Origin of the sequence: Paraherbaspirillum soli, from assembly GCF_042654985.1 — a bacterium.
Classification (GTDB): Bacteria; Pseudomonadota; Gammaproteobacteria; order Burkholderiales; family Burkholderiaceae_D; genus Paraherbaspirillum; species Paraherbaspirillum soli.
The window spans coordinates 96,631-112,939 of the sequence record NZ_JBHSMT010000025.1 but is presented as its reverse complement, the minus strand read 5'-3'; the positions used below and the strand labels follow the sequence as shown (position 1 = coordinate 112,939).

Annotated in this window: 19 protein-coding genes; 5 read left to right on the top strand and 14 right to left on the bottom strand. The window is 58.7% G+C overall.

Annotated elements, in window-relative coordinates:
• Positions 1-142: 142 nt before the first annotated feature.
• Complete coding sequence (locus tag ACFPM8_RS13855) at positions 143-484, top strand: hypothetical protein (RefSeq protein WP_378998144.1); 342 nt, start codon at positions 143-145, stop codon at positions 482-484.
• 245 nt (positions 485-729) lie between these two features.
• Here ACFPM8_RS13855 and ACFPM8_RS13850 read toward each other — a convergent pair whose 3' ends face one another.
• The 6 genes from ACFPM8_RS13850 to ACFPM8_RS13825 all read right to left on the bottom strand — a co-directional run bounded on the left by ACFPM8_RS13850 (position 730) and on the right by ACFPM8_RS13825 (position 5,024).
• Entirely contained in the window at positions 730-1,173 is a 444-nt protein-coding gene (locus tag ACFPM8_RS13850; RefSeq protein ID WP_378998143.1) for a hypothetical protein, read from the bottom strand.
• 10 nt (positions 1,174-1,183) lie between these two features.
• On the bottom strand, positions 1,184-1,618 hold the full coding sequence (locus tag ACFPM8_RS13845) for a hypothetical protein (protein ID WP_378998142.1): 435 nt from the start codon (positions 1,616-1,618) through the stop codon (positions 1,184-1,186).
• Positions 1,611-2,126, bottom strand: a complete 516-nt coding sequence (locus tag ACFPM8_RS13840; protein WP_378998141.1) for a lysozyme — start codon at positions 2,124-2,126, stop codon at positions 1,611-1,613. The genes ACFPM8_RS13845 and ACFPM8_RS13840 overlap by 8 nt, the downstream gene beginning before the upstream one ends.
• Positions 2,127-2,517: 391 nt before the next feature.
• Complete coding sequence (locus ACFPM8_RS13835) at positions 2,518-2,985, bottom strand: carboxymuconolactone decarboxylase family protein (protein WP_378998140.1); 468 nt, start codon at positions 2,983-2,985, stop codon at positions 2,518-2,520.
• Between the two features lie 85 nt (positions 2,986-3,070).
• Entirely contained in the window at positions 3,071-3,958 is an 888-nt protein-coding gene (gene sigJ / locus ACFPM8_RS13830; protein WP_378998139.1) for an RNA polymerase sigma factor SigJ, read from the bottom strand.
• A 106-nt stretch (positions 3,959-4,064) separates the two neighbouring features.
• Positions 4,065-5,024: an NAD(P)H-dependent flavin oxidoreductase gene (locus ACFPM8_RS13825; protein ID WP_378998138.1), complete on the bottom strand. Its 960-nt coding sequence runs from the start codon at positions 5,022-5,024 to the stop codon at positions 4,065-4,067.
• 211 nt (positions 5,025-5,235) lie between these two features.
• Between ACFPM8_RS13825 and creB the strand changes: the two genes are divergently transcribed.
• The 4 genes from creB to ACFPM8_RS13805 all read left to right on the top strand — a co-directional run bounded on the left by creB (position 5,236) and on the right by ACFPM8_RS13805 (position 9,608).
• Complete coding sequence (gene creB / locus ACFPM8_RS13820) at positions 5,236-5,937, top strand: two-component system response regulator CreB (RefSeq protein WP_378998150.1); 702 nt, start codon at positions 5,236-5,238, stop codon at positions 5,935-5,937.
• Entirely contained in the window at positions 5,934-7,373 is a 1,440-nt protein-coding gene (creC, locus tag ACFPM8_RS13815; protein ID WP_378998137.1) for a two-component system sensor histidine kinase CreC, read from the top strand. The genes creB and creC overlap by 4 nt, the downstream gene beginning before the upstream one ends.
• Positions 7,374-7,640: 267 nt before the next feature.
• Positions 7,641-8,990, top strand: a complete 1,350-nt coding sequence (gene creD / locus ACFPM8_RS13810; protein WP_378998136.1) for a cell envelope integrity protein CreD — start codon at positions 7,641-7,643, stop codon at positions 8,988-8,990.
• The gene (locus tag ACFPM8_RS13805; protein WP_378998135.1) at positions 8,991-9,608 is read left to right on the top strand and encodes a YdcF family protein; all 618 of its coding nucleotides are present in this window, start codon (positions 8,991-8,993) and stop codon (positions 9,606-9,608) included.
• A 14-nt stretch (positions 9,609-9,622) separates the two neighbouring features.
• On the opposite strand, the gene ACFPM8_RS13800 is transcribed toward ACFPM8_RS13805, so the two are convergent.
• The 8 genes from ACFPM8_RS13800 to bioB form a co-directional block, all read right to left on the bottom strand.
• Complete coding sequence (locus tag ACFPM8_RS13800) at positions 9,623-10,111, bottom strand: YbaK/EbsC family protein (RefSeq protein ID WP_378998134.1); 489 nt, start codon at positions 10,109-10,111, stop codon at positions 9,623-9,625.
• A gap of 4 nt (positions 10,112-10,115) precedes the next feature.
• Positions 10,116-10,487, bottom strand: a complete 372-nt coding sequence (locus ACFPM8_RS13795; RefSeq protein WP_378998133.1) for a type II toxin-antitoxin system VapC family toxin — start codon at positions 10,485-10,487, stop codon at positions 10,116-10,118.
• A complete protein-coding gene (locus ACFPM8_RS13790) occupies positions 10,484-10,681 on the bottom strand; it encodes a type II toxin-antitoxin system VapB family antitoxin (protein ID WP_378998149.1) in 198 nt (65 codons plus the stop codon). Before ACFPM8_RS13790 ends, ACFPM8_RS13795 begins: the two co-directional genes overlap by 4 nt.
• A gap of 66 nt (positions 10,682-10,747) precedes the next feature.
• Entirely contained in the window at positions 10,748-11,023 is a 276-nt protein-coding gene (locus ACFPM8_RS13785) for a hypothetical protein (protein ID WP_378998132.1), read from the bottom strand.
• Positions 11,024-11,085: 62 nt separating this feature from the next.
• Positions 11,086-11,994 carry a hydroxymethylglutaryl-CoA lyase gene (locus ACFPM8_RS13780; protein WP_378998131.1) on the bottom strand — a complete coding sequence of 303 codons (909 nt, stop codon included), beginning with the start codon at positions 11,992-11,994 and terminating at the stop codon, positions 11,086-11,088.
• Between the two features lie 146 nt (positions 11,995-12,140).
• Positions 12,141-13,073, bottom strand: coding sequence for a 2-hydroxyacid dehydrogenase (locus ACFPM8_RS13775; protein ID WP_378998130.1), 933 nt, complete (start codon positions 13,071-13,073; stop codon positions 12,141-12,143).
• A gap of 137 nt (positions 13,074-13,210) precedes the next feature.
• On the bottom strand, positions 13,211-15,217 hold the full coding sequence (locus tag ACFPM8_RS13770) for an acetyl-CoA carboxylase biotin carboxylase subunit (RefSeq protein WP_378998129.1): 2,007 nt from the start codon (positions 15,215-15,217) through the stop codon (positions 13,211-13,213).
• Positions 15,218-15,237: 20 nt separating this feature from the next.
• The gene (gene bioB, locus ACFPM8_RS13765) at positions 15,238-16,284 is read right to left on the bottom strand and encodes a biotin synthase BioB (RefSeq protein ID WP_378998128.1); all 1,047 of its coding nucleotides are present in this window, start codon (positions 16,282-16,284) and stop codon (positions 15,238-15,240) included.
• Positions 16,285-16,309 lie beyond the last annotated feature (25 nt).

Sequence of the window (16,309 nt, the reverse complement as noted above, 5' to 3'; positions counted from 1 at the left end):
TTGGGGCTGAACGACAAGAGCCGGATGAATCGAGAGGTTCACGTCCGGTTCTGTGAGAGCCTGAAGGGGAGGTTCCTTTGGGCGACTCGATCACCCCGTTTAGCAGCGGGACGCGGATTAATCGCAAGTTAAGGAGGTCGTAATGAGTAATTCCAAGAAATCCCCACAATCCCCACCCATCCCAGAAACAGCAGATCTCCAACCGTTCTCCTGGTTGGACCAAGACCTGCGCACCGATCCAGCAGCGCATTTCATCGAGCTCTCGCTGGACATGAGCCAAGGCATTCGCAAGTGCCTGGCGGCGCTGCATGCCAACGCTCTAGCTCAGGAGCACGGCGACCCCGCCTGTCCGCCGCCGCTGAACGCGTACGATATCGACGTGATGTTCCGCTGGGCGCTGGCTTCTGCCGACGTGATGGCGGAAAAGGCTCAAGCCAGCGTTGATTACCTGAACGCGTGGAAAGCCAGACAGCGCAAAGCCTAGCCGCTGACAGACGCCATTCTCACAAGGAGTGGCGGGCACCTCGAAAAACCTACTGCGCGGCGCAATCTCGGAGCTGCGATGCTCGCCGTACCTCCATACGGCTGTGCTTCTCGCTCCGACCTTGCGCCGCTCGCTACGGTTTTTCGAGGTGCTCTGGCATCCTGAGCAATTGAAAAGGGGGCGATGCCGCCCCCGGAAGATGAATAAAGAAATACCTCACGCGGCGTTGTGCAGGGCCGCCTTTATTACTTCGCTCTGATTGCTTTGTAGAAGAATCCTCGCCAGAGAAAAACGATACTGTTTTTGCTTTGGATATATACCGAGTGAACACCCATTGCATTTTTATATTCAATATCTATTTCAGTAACCATTTCTGGGAGATGTAGATTAGTAGGATCCATATTTCTAAAGCCTTTGCCGTTGTAAAAATAATCAAGCGTATCGTATCGAGACTCAGTAAAAATTGGCAATAGTCCAATTTTTTTCTGAAAGTGCACTTCATTTTGATTGATGATTAAATATTTTCCAATGGCATGTTTTTCTCCATTTTCATCTGATCCCAGTATTGGTAATGGATCCAACATCGCCACCACCTTCCATTTTCCGAACAGCATATCTCCGGGGCTTGATGCGTGAGTAGGGACTAACACACATAGGAAGCTTAAGAATATCAATATTTTCTTTATCATTTTTCATCCATTATCTGGATCTGATTGCCTTATAAAAAAATCCTCGCCAATAGAAAATAATGGAATTTTTGTTTTTTGGATAAACAGCATAAACGTCTATGGAATTCTTGTAATTAATTCTAATCTCCGTTACGGTTTCAGGAAGATGCAAATTGACAGGATCCATACGATAGCCATGATAAAAGTAATCAAAAGTATTTTGTTTTGATTCTGTAAAGGTCGGTAACAGCCCGATTTCCTCTTGAAAACGAACAGCTTTCTTGTCAATAACCAGATATTTTCCGAGCGCACGCTTTGCCTGTTCATCTGACATTTCCGCTATTGCACTTGAGTCCAATACCTGAATAACTTTCCATTTTCCTAAAATCCTATCACCAGGATTGATGGCGTAAGCAATGTGAAAAAATAATAACAATCCTAAAAGTGCCAATATTCTCTTAATCATTTACCGCCTCCTTGAGAGCTGCTTCGAATGGTGCGCTTTCTTCTTCTCTACGATTGATCAATCCTCGCATAGCAACCTTCTTTCCGTTCTGAGTTGCATAAATCATTTTTTTGATCTTATCTATTGCGGCCTGCAATTTTCCTTCATTAAGTGAAAGAAATACTTTTCCTGCTCCTGTAGGACCAGCGTTATATGTAAGACTAACCAAAGCATCGAATTGATCTTGATTTAATGGATAAGTCAAATTGCGCTTGATCGCACTTTCCGCATCACGGATTCCTGAATTTAGTTTCACTTCCGCCTTTGCAAGCGAAACAGGCAATTTCATTTCTTCTTTTGTACATACTCCGCGATGAACCAGCGTGCCATAACCATAAGTGCAATGGCCTTTATTCTTGCCGCCGTCGTTGTAATAAGCCAGTACCAACCTTTCCCGGCTTGCTAATCGTAAACGTCCTTTAGCACTCATTAAAAATCCAGTATTTGGTTTATCTTTTTGCTCCGCCATATCGGCCTCCAAATTAGTTTGGTTTCAAATAAAAAGGAGAAAATTCAAAAACATGAAATTTCTCCTTCTTGCCAATGAGGCCGGAACCTGGTTCCGGCGAAGAGGTATCTTATTAAAATTAAGACAATAAAAATCACACATCAGGTCAATCCGTTTAAAAACAGAATTTTCTTAATGTGATTTGAGGAGGGGCTTAGATGGGGATGTTGGGCTTCGCCTTCAGCTCGACCGCAACGATGTTTAGAGGTGCCCTATTGGCGCTCATTCATACAGCAAGTAGGGCGGAAAAGCGTAGCGTTATCCGCCGTTCTGGATGCAGCACACACATGCGGCACATCCAAAACGGCGGATAACGCTACGCTCATCCGCCCTACTTTTCCGGACTTATAACTCAGCGCACAGCGTTAGCCAGTTCCGCCCGCGGCACCGTCATCCGAAAGCCGACTCCCAGCCGGTTCCATGCATTCATCAACGCGACGGCATAGGTCAGCTCGGTAATTTCCAACTCGGAAAAATGCGTTTTCAGCGCTTCGTACAACTCATCCGGCGCCTGCGTTTCGGCAATTGCCGTGACCGCTTCCGCCCAAGCCAGCGCGGCCCGTTCGCGCTCGCTGTAAAAAGTCGTTTCGCGCCAGGCAACCAGGCTATTGATGCGCTGCCACGACTCGCCATGGGCCAGCAGATCGCGGGCGTGCATGTCGATGCAATACGCACAGGCATTGACTTGGGACACGCGCAAAAAGAGTAAATCGATCAGTGGCTTGCCGACGCTGGCGGCATCGACCACCGCGCTCAAAGCGAGCATCGCCTTATATCCTGCCGGCAGCACGGTGTTATGCGGAATACGTTGCTTGGACATGAAAACTCCTTGTAAAAATTGGCATGAGAGGCTTCTCACGCCATCAAGACGTTTCATGTCGGCCGTTTGTGACAGGCCGCACCGATTAAGCGAAAGATAATTTATCCGGATTGCGCACCAGATACGCCGCCTTGATGCGCGGCGCGCGATTGTCTTCGCCGGCCTCCAGCAGGAACGATACTGCCGCGTCCAGCCGGCCATCGACATAGCGCAAGACACCCGGTTCGCCATTGATCTCGGTGGTCCGGTACGTCGCGCGCTGGCCGAGATCGCGTGCGATGATTTGCAGCAGGCGCACAATCCGTTCCACGCCATGCAGCACCTTCAGCACGGCCAGCACCTTGCCGCCGCCATCGGCGGTAAAGCTCGCATCGTCGGCAAAAATATCGCTCAGCAGCGCATGGTCGCCGCTCTGGCTGGCGGCGATGAATTTTTCCAGCAGCTGCATGTGGGCCTCGCGGCTGACCGCAAAGCGCGGCGCCGGCTGCCGCACCTGGTTGCGGGCCCGATGCACCAGCTGGCGGCATGCGGCTTCGCCCTTGCCCAGCATCCGCGCAATCTCCGGATAGCCGACGTCGAATACCTCGTGCAATAAAAACGCCGCCCGCTGCTCGGCCCCAAGCCGTTCCAGCACCATCAGGAAGGCGGTCGAGACATCGCTGGCGAATTCCATGATTGCTTGCGGCGACTGCAGATCGGCTGCGGCCCCGATCAGCGGTTCCGGCAGCCACGGCCCGGTGTAGGTCTCGCGTTCGAGTTTGGCCTTGCGCAGGCGGTCGATGCACAAGCGGGTGACTACCGTCACCAGCCATGCCTCGGGATTGTCGGGCGGATCGGCATCGTGCCAGCGCAGATAGGCGTCCTGCAACACGTCCTCGGCATCGGCACGCGAACTCAGCATGCGGTAGGCGATGCCGAACAGGCGGCTGCGGTGTTGATTGAATTGGGTGGATGGATGGTGCGGTAGGTTCATTGCGCTCTGCTCCTCGGTCGTCATGATAAGACGGATCGGCAGACGTTTTGTGACAGCGGCTGCACCCTTTTTTTAAAAGGGCCAGCCGCGAGTATTAATCCGGTGATTACAGCGCCAAACGCTTCCTGGCCGCCTGATATTCCGTCTGCAAACGATCCACCATCTGCGCCACGGTCGGCACGTCATCCATCAAGCCAACTCCTTGACCGGCGCCCCAGATGTCGCGCCAGGCCTTGGCGCCGGTGCCGCCGGAACCGAAATTCATTTTGGACTTGTCGGCTTCGGGCAGGTTGTCCGGGTCGAGACCGGCATTGACGATGGATTTTTTCAGGTAGTTGCCATGCACGCCGGTGAACAGATTGGTGTACACGACGTCGGCCGCGGTCGATTCGACAATCGCCTCGCGATAGGCGTCATCGACATGCGCTTCCTTGGTCGCCAGCCAGCGCGAACCGATGTAGGCGAAATCGGCCCCCATCGCTTGCGCCGCCAGGATCGCGTCGCCGGTCGCAATCGCGCCGGACAGCGCGATCGGTCCCTTGAAGAATTTGCGCACTTCGCCCACCAGCGCGAACGGCGACAACGGACCGGCATGGCCGCCGGCTCCCGCCGCCACCAGGATCAAGCCGTCGACCCCGGCTTCCAGCGCCTTCTCCGCATGGCGGATCGAGATCACGTCGTGCAGCACGATGCCGCCGTAACTGTGGATCGCTTCCATCATCTCCGGCGGCGGCGCGCGCAGGCTGGAAATGATGATAGGCACCTGATGCTTTACGCAGACCGCGACGTCGTGCGCCAGGCGGTCGTTGGATTGATGGACGATCTGGTTGACCGCGATCGGTCCCACTTTGGCATCCGGATGTTGTGCTTGATAAGCGGCCAGCTCGGCCTGCAGGTCGGTCAGCCAGGTATCCAGCAATTCCGCAGGACGCGCATTCAATGCCGGGAACGAGCCGACGATCCCGGCCTTGCACTGCGCAGCCACCAAGGCCGGGCCGCTGGCGATAAACATCGGCGAACCGATGACGGGAAGGCTCAGGTTTTGCAACGCAACGGGCAGTGCCATAACGACCTCTTGAGATGGGATGAAAGAGTCTGATTATAGGGGGAATCCCTAGGGGAAAAAGTACGATCGTGCTAGATTTTGTCCTCTAAAAACCCATGATAATCCTTCTGGCAACTGCCTATTTCCCGCCTGGTGGAGAGGGCGCCGCGCGCTTCAGGAGCCGACTCCGCAGCCCCGTATAATAGTTGCCCATCCACATCAAGAACGAACACTGAGCATGCCGAACATCCTCCTGGCCGAAGACGAAAGCGCCATCGCCGACACGGTGATTTATGCGCTCAATAGCGAAGGCATGCAGGTGCAGCATTGCCAGTTGGGCCGTGCCGCGCTGCAACAGGCGCAATCGGGTCAGTTCGACCTGGCGGTGCTGGATGTCGGCTTGCCCGACATGAGCGGCTTTGACGTCTGCCGCGAGCTGCGCAAGTTTTCATCGCTGCCGGTGATTTTCCTGACTGCCCGCAGCAGCGAAATCGACCGCCTGATCGGGCTCGAAATCGGCGCCGACGATTACATGGTCAAGCCGTTCTCGCCGCGTGAACTGGCGGCGCGGATCAGGGTGGTGTTGCGGCGTTCGACCCAGCAGGACGCGCCTGTAGTCAATAACCACGAGCCGACGCCGGGGCTGTTTGAGGTCGACCCTATCGGCATGCGGATTCGTTATGCCGGTCAGACCTTGCAACTGACACGCTATGAATATCTGCTGCTGAAGATGCTGTTGAGTCGCCCGGGCGGCATTTTTCCGCGCAGCCAGTTAATGGATTCGATCTGGCACGACGCGCCGGACAGCACCGACCGCACGGTGGATACCCACGTCAAGACCTTGCGTCTCAAGCTGCGGGCCATCATGCCCGCCGCCGATCCGATCCGCACCCATCGCGGACTGGGCTATTCGATCGATCCGCAGCAGCCATGAAACTCGGCATCCGCATCTTGCTCGGCTACTTCCTGATCGTCGGGCTGGCCGGGGTCTTTATCCAGCGCGTGTTCCTGGGCGAAGTCAAACCCGCGGTACGGCAGGCGATGGAGGACACTCTGGTCGACACCGCCAATATCCTGGCGGAGCTGGCGGCCGACGACATGAAGCAGCAGCGGATCGCCGACGGCAACTTCGCCAATCGGGTGCGCGAGTACGCACACCGTAAGGTCGATGCAAAAATCTGGGGCTTGCACAAGACCTCGCTCGACTATCGGATCTACGTCACCGACGTTCGTGGCATCGTATTGTTCGACTCGACCGGACGCGCACTCGGCCAAGATTATTCGCGCCGCAACGATGTCTACCTGACCTTGCACGGCGGCTACGGCGTGCGCTCCACGCGCGATGTCGACAGCGACGAGCGGACCACCGTGATGCACGTGGCGGCGCCAATCAAAGACGGTGAGCGGCTGATCGGCGTGCTGACCGTAGCCAAGCCCAACAGCACCTTGCAACCGGCAATTGTTCAAAGTGAACGAACCATCCTGCGCTGGGGCGCCCTGCTGCTGGCGCTGTCGCTGGCGGTCGGCCTCGGCGTGACCTTGTGGATCAGTCGTTCGCTGGGAGCCTTGCAACGCTATGCGCGTGCCGTGACTGCCGGCCAGCGGGTGCAACCGCCGCAGCAGGGCGCCAGCGAGATCGTTGAGTTGGGACAGGCGCTGGAATCGATGCGGCAGAAACTGGAAGGCAAGCAATATGTCGAGCAATACATCCACAGCCTGACGCATGAAATGAAAAGCCCGCTGGCGGCGATCCAGGGCGCGGCGGAATTGCTGGACGAGGAGTTGCCGGAGATGCAGCGGCGGCGCTTCGCCAATAACATCCGCAAGCAGTCGCAACGGCTGGCTGAACTGATTGAAAAAATGTTGGCGCTGGCCGCCATCGAACATCGGCAGGCGTTGGAAAATGCCGCGCCGCTGGCGCTCGCGGAATTGGTCGAAGAGGTCGTCAATCTGCTGGAGCCGCGCCTGCAGCAGGCCACGCTGACGGTGCAACTCAGCGTCTCGCAGCCGCTGCCGCAAATGTATGGCGAAGTCTTTCTGCTGCGCCAGGCGCTGGTCAATCTGCTGGAAAATGCGATCGAATTTTCGCCGCCGCAGGGCCGGATCGGCATCGCGCTCGAGTACACGACTGGCGGCGCCATCACGGTCTCGGTGACCGATCAGGGCCCGGGCATTCCGGACTATGCGCTGGGGCGCGTGTTCGAACGTTTCTATTCGCTGCCGCGTCCCGGCGGCAAGGATAAAAGCAGCGGTCTCGGGCTATGTTTCGTGCAGCAGGCGGTACAGCTACATCATGGCGATGTGCAGCTGCGCAACCGGCCCGGAGGCGGTGCTGAAGCGCTGCTGACGCTGCCGGTAAATATAGTCTGAAGCGCGCCTGCTGTCCTACTTCACACCCGCTTCACATTCCCGCCCCGGCGGCTTCTTGCAGCCGCCATTACCGGTTCACACGGCTTGCCTACACTGATAGTCAACGTGATCCCATGTCACTTCGACCTATAGGCAGCTCTAAAAACCTACTGCGCGTCCCAATCTCGGGGCTGTGATGCTCGCCGTACAACCGTACGGCTCCGCTTCTCGCCCCGACCTTGGGCCGCTCGCTACGGTTTTTAGAGGTGCCCAATCAAGCGAGACACCATGAACCGACCTCTACTACTCAAATTACTGGCAATTATTTTCCTGACTTTATTGATCCTGATCCCGCTCGGCTTGATCGGCGACACGGTCAACGATCGCCAGCAACACCGGCGCGAAGCGGTGGCATCGATTGCCGCCAGTTATGCCGGCAATCAAACCGTTACCGGGCCGATCCTGGTGCAGCCGTTCCAGGTGAAGATCGAAGAAGTCAGCCAGGATGCGGACGCCAGAAAGATTTACCGCAGCAGGGTTGAGACGCGTGAATACCTGTTCTTCCCGAAAGACCTGCAGATGCAGGGAACGCTGGTGCCGGGCGAGCGCTACCGCGGTCTGCACAAGGTACAGGTGTATGAAATGCAGGGCCGTTTCAGCGGCCGCATCGACTATCAGCTGCCATCCGCCGCACAGCTTGAAAGCGAGCACGCGACCTTGCTGAAACCGTATCTGGCGATCGGCATCAGCGATGTGCGCGGCGTGGTCGGCACGCCGTTGCTGAAAGTCGATGCGCAGGCGCTGCCGTTGGAGCAAGGCGCCGGCCGTCTCGGCAAGGGCATGCATGCGAACTGGGCCGATAACAACATGGCCGAGCGCGGCAGCTTGAATTTTTCGTTCGACCTGACCTTGGCCGGCACCGAAAATCTCGCCGTCACGCCGATCGGCGACAACAACCGGATCGAACTGACGTCCAGCTGGCCGCACCCGCAATTCGGCGGCAGCTTCCTGCCGCGTACCCGCAGCGTATCGGACAAGGGCTTCCAGGCGGTCTGGGAAATTTCATCGCTGGCATCCAGTGCTCAACGTCAATTGCTTGCCGCCAAAGGCCAGGACGGCAATGTCGAAAATCTGGAAATCCGGCTAGCGGAACCGGTCAATATTTATTCGCAAGCGAACCGCGCCACCAAATACGGCCTGCTGTTCGTGCTGCTGACCTTTGCCGGTTTCTTCATTTTTGAAATCATCAAGCAGTTGCCTATCCATCCGATTCAGTACCTGCTGGTCGGACTCGCACTGGCGCTGTTCTTTTTGTTGCTGGTCAGCCTGTCGGAACACATCGCCTTCTGGCTGTCCTACCTGATCGCCAGCATTGCCTGCATCGGCTTGCTGACCTTCTACCTGAGCAATGTGTTGCGCAGCGCCTGGCGCGGATTCGGCTTCGGCGCCATGTTGACCTTGCTGTACGGCGCGTTATACGGCTTGCTGATTTCGGAAGACAACGCACTGGTGCTGGGCGCGCTGATGCTGTTCGTCATCCTGGCCGTGATCATGATCGTTACCCGCCGCATCGACTGGTATCAGGCCGGGGTGGCGAAACCATCGGCGGCGGCTGGCAGCAACACATTGGGCGCGTAAATGATAGTCCCGGATTCGACCGCCATCGCGACCCGCTCAGTCAGCTCCGGCGCCTGCATCAAAGCGGCCGTGTCGAGATTGCTGAGCATCGCGCTCTGCACCGCGATCGCGATTGTGCTGGTCGGCCTGGGCGACACCTATCGCAGCCAGGACCCATGCGACGTCGCGCTGGTGCTAGGCAGCGGCGCGCATTCGTATCGGCTGAAGGCACGCCTCGACCAGGCGGCGCAATTGTATTTTGCCGGCCGCTACCGGCACTTGATCGTCAGCGGCGACAGCAAGACCAGCGGCTTCGACGAAGCGGGCGTGATGCAGGAATACCTGGTGGCAGCTGGCATCCCGGCCAGCCGCATCACGATTGATCGCGCCGGCTTCGATACGCGCGCCAGCGCGCGCAACACCGCCGCTGTCATGCATGCGCAGCATTACCAAACCGTCTGCGTCGTCACACAATATTTCCACATCGCGCGCACCCGGCTGGCGTTGCGGCAGCAAGGCATCAGGCGGATTTCATCGAGCTATCCGCCGTTATTCGAACTGTGGGATGTGGTGATGGCCGTGCGCGAGGCGGTGGGGTTTTATGCCTATCTGCTGCGCGGCTGGCTGACGCCGGCCTGAGCAGGAAATGAAAGTCAGCTGCGCAGCGCCACATCCGCGACCGGCGCCGCGGTCATCGCCACCAATTGCTGCGGCGTCAGGTTGAACACCGCATGCGGATGGCCGGCGGCGGCCCAGACGCTATCGAGCTGCAATAAATCCTGGTCGATCAGCATCACCGTTTTACCGGCATGGCCGATCGGGCACACGCCGCCGATGGCGTAGCCGATACGCTCCTTGACGAAGCGGGCATCGGCCTTGCCCAGCGCGCCGACCAGCGCCGCCACCTTGGCTTCGTCGACCCGGTTGCTGCCGCTGGCGACCACCATCACCGCCGCGTCGTCGCTCAGTCGTCTGAAGACTATCGACTTGGCGATTTCGGCGACGCTGCAACCAAGCCCGGCGGCAGCCTCGGCTGAAGTCTTGCCGGTTGCCGGCAACATCACGACCGGCTTGTCATGGCCGATCCCGGCTAGCAGGTCGGCGACTTTTTGGGCGGTTTCGGGGAGTTTTGTTTCGTTCATATGGTTAATGCGTCAAATTTACTGACAATCCAAGTCGGCCGCTCGCTGTACATAGGCGCTTGTCACGCGTCCACAGGAGGGAACCGGGCGTAAGCCGCACGGCGGCCAGCAAGTGCGCATCGATATACCCGATTCCGAGTCCGAAAAGATTGTTTTGGTCTATAAACCGCATTACTTCTTCATCGGTGGCAACACAGGCTTGTGGCAGGTTCTGCAAAGTGCCAAGAATTACATCTCGCTTCTGCAGGTTACCCAACGCCAGTTCGCCTGTTACAAACGGATGAGCCAACACCAGTCCAGAATTTAACAGGCGCGATAATTCAGCATCGCTGTGCCGCAAATGATCAATCCAGACTGACGTATCAATCAGAATCACGCCGGCTCCGACTGTCGTCTTGGTACGACATCAAGCATAGGTTCAGAGCCGCCTAGCAAGGCTAATCGCTTTGCGCTCTCGCGTTGAATCAATGCTTTGAGCGCTTCTCGAATCAAAGCGGTCTTTTCCATTGGGCCGGTTAAGGATTGCGCTTTTTCCAATAAATCATCATCAAGTGCAAGAGTGGTACGCATCATGTTCCCCGTGAGTGTAGGCACAAATAATAGCATCAAATGATGCTTATTTCACGCATGCCGGATTTAATCCGCTGCCGCTAGCCCCTTCACCAACAATTCCGCCACCACCTCATTCACACCGATCTGCCGTTCCTGCGCCAATGCCTGCACCTGTTGCACCAGCTCGCTGTTGAGCTTGACCGCGAACGGCACCAGGCCCAGCGACTGATCCAATTTGCGTTGCTCGCGGCGGTCCGGCGCGGCGGTTTCCGCTTGGCCGAATTGCGCGCTGGTGCCGGCCTGTTTCATTTTGCCGGTGATTTTCATTGCCTTCATCTTTTCGAGACCGGACTTTTTCATGGCTGCACTTCCTCATTATGTTGGGTGGGCCGTTCTACGCAGTTGCGGCAGCTCGATCCGACTCAATTTGCCCGTTTGGCGGCAATCGCGTTGCCGGCGCGGCTGGCGGCCTTGCGTCCGAGGTGCTGCGAAATGAACTGGCCGGCATCGACCACCGCATCGAGGTCGATACCGGTCGCTATGCCGAGACCTCGCATCAGGTACAACACGTCTTCCGAGGCGACGTTGCCGGTGGCGCCTTTGGCATACGGGCAACCGCCGAGGCCGGCGACCGACGAGTGATAGATCGAAATGCCGACTTCCAGGCTGGCGTAGATATTCGCCAGCGCCTGGCCGTAGGTGTCGTGGAAATGGCCGGACAGGCGGTCGATCGGGAACTCCTGTGTCAGCCGTTGCATCACCGCCTGGACTTTGTTGGGAGTGCCGACGCCGATGGTGTCGGCGATGTCGATTTCATCGCAGCCGAGGTCGCGCAGCCGGTGCAGTACGTCGACCACGGACTCGACGCCGACTTCGCCCTGATACGGGCAGCCGAAGGCGCAGCTGATGCTGCCGCGCAGGCGCTTGCCATGCTGTTTGACGGCTTGCGCCACTTCGCGGAAGCGCTCGATCGATTCGGCGATCGAGCAATTGATGTTCTTTTGCGAGAACGCTTCCGACGCCGCGCCGAAAATCACCATCTCATCGGCGCCGGCCGCCAGTGCCGCTTCCAGCCCTTTCATATTCGGCACCAGGGCGGAATAGATCACGCCCGGCTTGCGCGCGATGCCGGCCATCACTTCGCTCGAGGTCGCCATTTGCGGCACCCATTTCGGCGACACGAACGAGGCCGATTCGATGTTGACGAAACCGGCCCGGGTCAAGCGATCGACCAGTTCGATCTTGATCTCGGCCGGGATGGTTTCCTTTTCGTTTTGCAAGCCGTCGCGGGGACCGACTTCGACGATTTTCACTTTGCTTGGGAGTGTCATTTCGATTCCTATCCGGGTGTTTCAAACTTAGATACGTAGGGCGGATGAGCGCAGCGTTATCCGCCATATTTTGGATGCGTCAAGCGCATGCGGCACATCCTTCGGCGGATAACGCTGCGCTCATCCGCCCTACTGGAAAAATAGTGTTAATACCCTTGCTGCCGATTCACCAACCCCGCCACCGTCTCGCCCCGCTGCAGCACCTCCACCTTGTCGGCGATCTGGCGTATCGTGTCCTTCGGCACCGACAGCGCCGAGACATGCGGCGTGATGCTGATGCGCGGCTCTTGCCAGAACGGATGATCGTCAGGCAACGGTTCTTGCTCGAATACATCCAGCGTCGCGGCGGCAATGTGGCCTTGCTGCACCAGCGCCAGCAAGTCGGCTTCGACCACGTGACCGCCGCGGGCGACGTTGATCAGGTAAGCGTCCTGCGGCAATTTTTGCAGATTCCGGCGGTTCAGGATGCCGTGCGTATCGGCCGTCAGCGGCAGGATGCAAACCAGCACCCGCGATGCCCGCAGGAAGGCATCCAGGCCGTCCTCGCCGGCATAGCAAGCGATGCCGGGCAAGTCCTTCTGGCTGCGGCTCCAGCCGTTCAACGGGAATCCGAAGTGCGCCAGCGCCGCCGCGATGCGCGAGCCCAGTACGCCCAGGCCGAGGATACCGACGCTGAAATCCTGCTTGTCGAACGGCGGCAACGGCTGCCATTCGGCGCGCTGTGCTTGTTGCCGGTAGCTGTCGAAACGGCGGTAATAGCCGAGCACCGCATGCGTCACGTATTCCGCCATCTGGATCGCCATGCCGCCGTCGTCGATCCGGATCACCGGCACTCCGGCCGGCAACGCAGCACCGAGTTGCAGGATCGCATCGACCCCGGCGCCGAGGTTGAAAATCCCTTTCAGATCGTGCCGCGCCTGCAGCATCTCCGCCGGCGGCCGCCACACCAGCGCGTAGTCGGCGGGCGCATGGTCGCCCTCCTTCCATAGCCGGAATTCGGCCTGCGGCAAGGCTGCACGGAAATCATCCAGCCACGAGCGCATATTGCTGGACGGCGGCGCGTAGAACAAAATCTTCATTGAAATTCCTTGAATCGGGATTGCCGTTAAGTAGGGCGGAAAAGCGAAGCGTCTTCCGCCGTCTTGGATGCGTCGAACATATGCGGCACATCCAGCGGCGGATAACGCTGCGCTCATCCGCCCTACGTCACTTGAATTTAATCGGCTTTAAATGCCAATAGCTGTGCCGCCTCCGTCACCTGATCGCCAACCGCATACAGCACCTCTTCAACCAAGCCATCAGACGGCGCGGTAATCGTGTGTTCCATCTTCATCGCTTCCATGATCAGCAGCGGTGCGCCCTTTTTGACTTGCTCGCCCTGCTTCACCAGCACCGCCACGATCTTGCCCGGCATCGGCGCGGTCAGGCGGCCGCCTTCGGCTTCAACTTCGCCGGCATGCGCCAGCGGATCGGCATAGCCCAGCGTGAAGTGGCTGCCTTCGCTGAAGACATGGAACTGCTCGCCATCGCGCACCACAGTGCCGCTGACGGTGCGGTCGGCCAGGCTGATTTCGATATCGCTGCCGTCTTGCCGCAACAGGCGCATCTGGCTGAATTTTTCGGCGTGACGCAGCAGCCAATGACCGCTCTCGTAAATCACTTCCAGCGGACTGGCCCGGCCGTCGTCGACGAACGCCAGTTGCCGCTGCAGATTGCTGTTCAAACGCCAGCCGTTATGGTCGCCCCACGGATCGCTGATGGCGCTGTGGTTGAGCTGGCGTTCGGCTTGCAGCAATGAGGCCGCGGCCAATGCCAGGATAGCGGTCGACACCGGCTGCGGCGGCGGGAACAGCGCGTCCTGGTTGCGCTCGATCAGGCCGGTGTCGAGGTCGGCCTCGGCAAACGCCTGGCTCTCGATCAAACGTTGCAGGAAGCTGATATTGCTGTGCAGGCCGACGATCTGGTACTGCGCCAGCGCCTTGGCCATCGCGGCCAGCGCTTGCTGGCGGTCGGGGGCCCAGACGATCAGTTTGGCAATCATCGGATCGTAGAACGGCGAAATCGCATCGCCCTGGCGCACGCCGGAATCGATACGCACCACGGTGTCGCTGGCATGCGTGATCTCGAACTCGCAAGCGGCCGGTGTGCGCAGATGGCGCAAGGTGCCGATCGACGGCAAAAATCCCTTGTCCGGATTTTCCGCGTAAATCCGCGCTTCCAGCGCATGTCCGCGCAAAGTCAGTTGATCCTGGCGCAACGGCAGCGGCTCGCCAGAGGCGACCCGCAATTGCCATTCGACCAGGTCGAGGCCGGTGATCATTTCGGTGACCGGGTGCTCGACTTGCAGGCGGGTGTTCATTTCCATGAAATAGAACGAGCCGTCCTGGTTGGCGATGAATTCGACGGTGCCGGCGCCGACATAGCCGACCGCCTTGGCCGCCGCCACCGCCGCTTCGCCCATTGCTTTGCGACGCTCGGCGGTCATGCCGGGAGCCGGCGCTTCTTCCAGCACCTTCTGGTGCCGCCGCTGCACCGAGCAATCGCGCTCGAACAGGTACACGCAGTCGCCGTGGGTGTCGGCGAACACCTGGATTTCGATGTGGCGCGGACGGGTCAGGTATTTCTCGACCAGCACCTTGTCGTCGCCGAAACTATTGATCGCCTCGCGCTTGCAGGATGCCAGCGCGGCCTTGAAATCGGCGCTTTGCTCGACGATGCGCATGCCCTTGCCGCCGCCGCCGGCGCTGGCCTTGAGCAGCACCGGATAGGCAATCTGGTCGGCTTGCTGTTGCAGGAAATCGGCGTCCTGCAGCTCGCCGTGATAGCCGGGCACCAGCGGCACGTGCGCGGTTTCCATCAACTCCTTGGCGGCGGACTTGGAGCCCATGGCCTGGATCGCGCTGGCCGGCGGTCCGATGAAGACCAGGCCGGCATCTGCGCAGGCTTGCGCGAACTGCGCGTTTTCCGACAGGAAGCCGTAGCCCGGATGGATCGCCTGGGCGCCGGTGGCCAAGGCCACCTCGATGATCTTGTCGGCGCGCAGATAGCTTTCCCTGGCCGCGGCCGGTCCGATCAGCACCGCCTCGTCGCAGATTTCAACGTGCTTGGCGCCGGCATCGGCTTCCGAATACACGGCCACGGTTTTGATTCCCATGCGGCGCGCGCTGGCCGCCACGCGGCAAGCGATTTCGCCGCGATTGGCAATCAGGATTTTAGTAAACATATTGTCTCCTCCAGCTTGTTTTATTGTGCTTGGGTGGTGTCGGCGGCGGTCACTTCGCAGCGCGCATCGAACGCCGACGAACGCGAGTGCATGCCGAGCTTGTCGAGCAAGGCGCGGTCTTCTTCGACTTCCGGATTGCCGGTGGTGAGCAATTTGTCGCCATAGAAAATCGAGTTGGCGCCGGCCAGGAAACACAGCGCCTGGATCGCTTCACCCATTTGACGACGGCCGGCCGACAGCCGCACGCGCGCCTTCGGCATCGTGATGCGGGCCACCGCCACGGTGCGCACGAATTCGAACAGGTCGAGCTTCTCGATGCCGTGCAGCGGCGTGCCTTCGACTTGCACCAGGTTATTCACCGGCACCGACTCCGGATACGGCGTCAGGTTGGCCAGCTGCGCCACCAGACCGGCGCGTTGCAGACGCGATTCGCCCATGCCGACGATGCCGCCGCAGCAGACTTTGATGCCGGCGCCGCGCACGCTGTCGAGCGTATCCAGGCGGTTTTGATAGTCGCGGGTGGTGATGATGTCGCCATAGATTTCAGGCGCGGTGTCCAGATTGTGGTTGTAGTAATCCAGACCGGCGCCCTTCAAGCGTTCGGCCTGGCCTTCGCCCAGCATGCCGAGCGTGGCGCAGGTTTCCATGCCGAGCGCCTTGACTTCGCGCACCATTTCTTCGACCCGTTCCAGGTCGCGGTCTTTCGGCTCGCGCCATGCGGCGCCCATGCAGAAACGGGTCGCGCCGTGCGCCTTGGCTTGACGCGCTGCTGCCAGCACCTCGTCCAGCGGCAGGATTTTTTGCGCGGTGACGCCGGTGTCGTAACGCGCCGCCTGCGGGCAGTAGCCGCAATCTTCCGGGCAGCCGCCGGTCTTGATCGACAACAAGGTCGCCAGCTCGACTTCGGTCGGATCGAAATGTTCGCGATGGACTTGCTGGGCTTTGTACAGCAGTTCGTTGAACGGTAAATTGAACAGTTCCAGCACGGCTTCCACCGGCCACTTGGCATCGGCTGGCAGCACCAGCGGTTTCGCGGCGGGCTGGAACGTAATTGGTTGGGATGACATATTCAAACTTCCTTTGTGTTGAGGG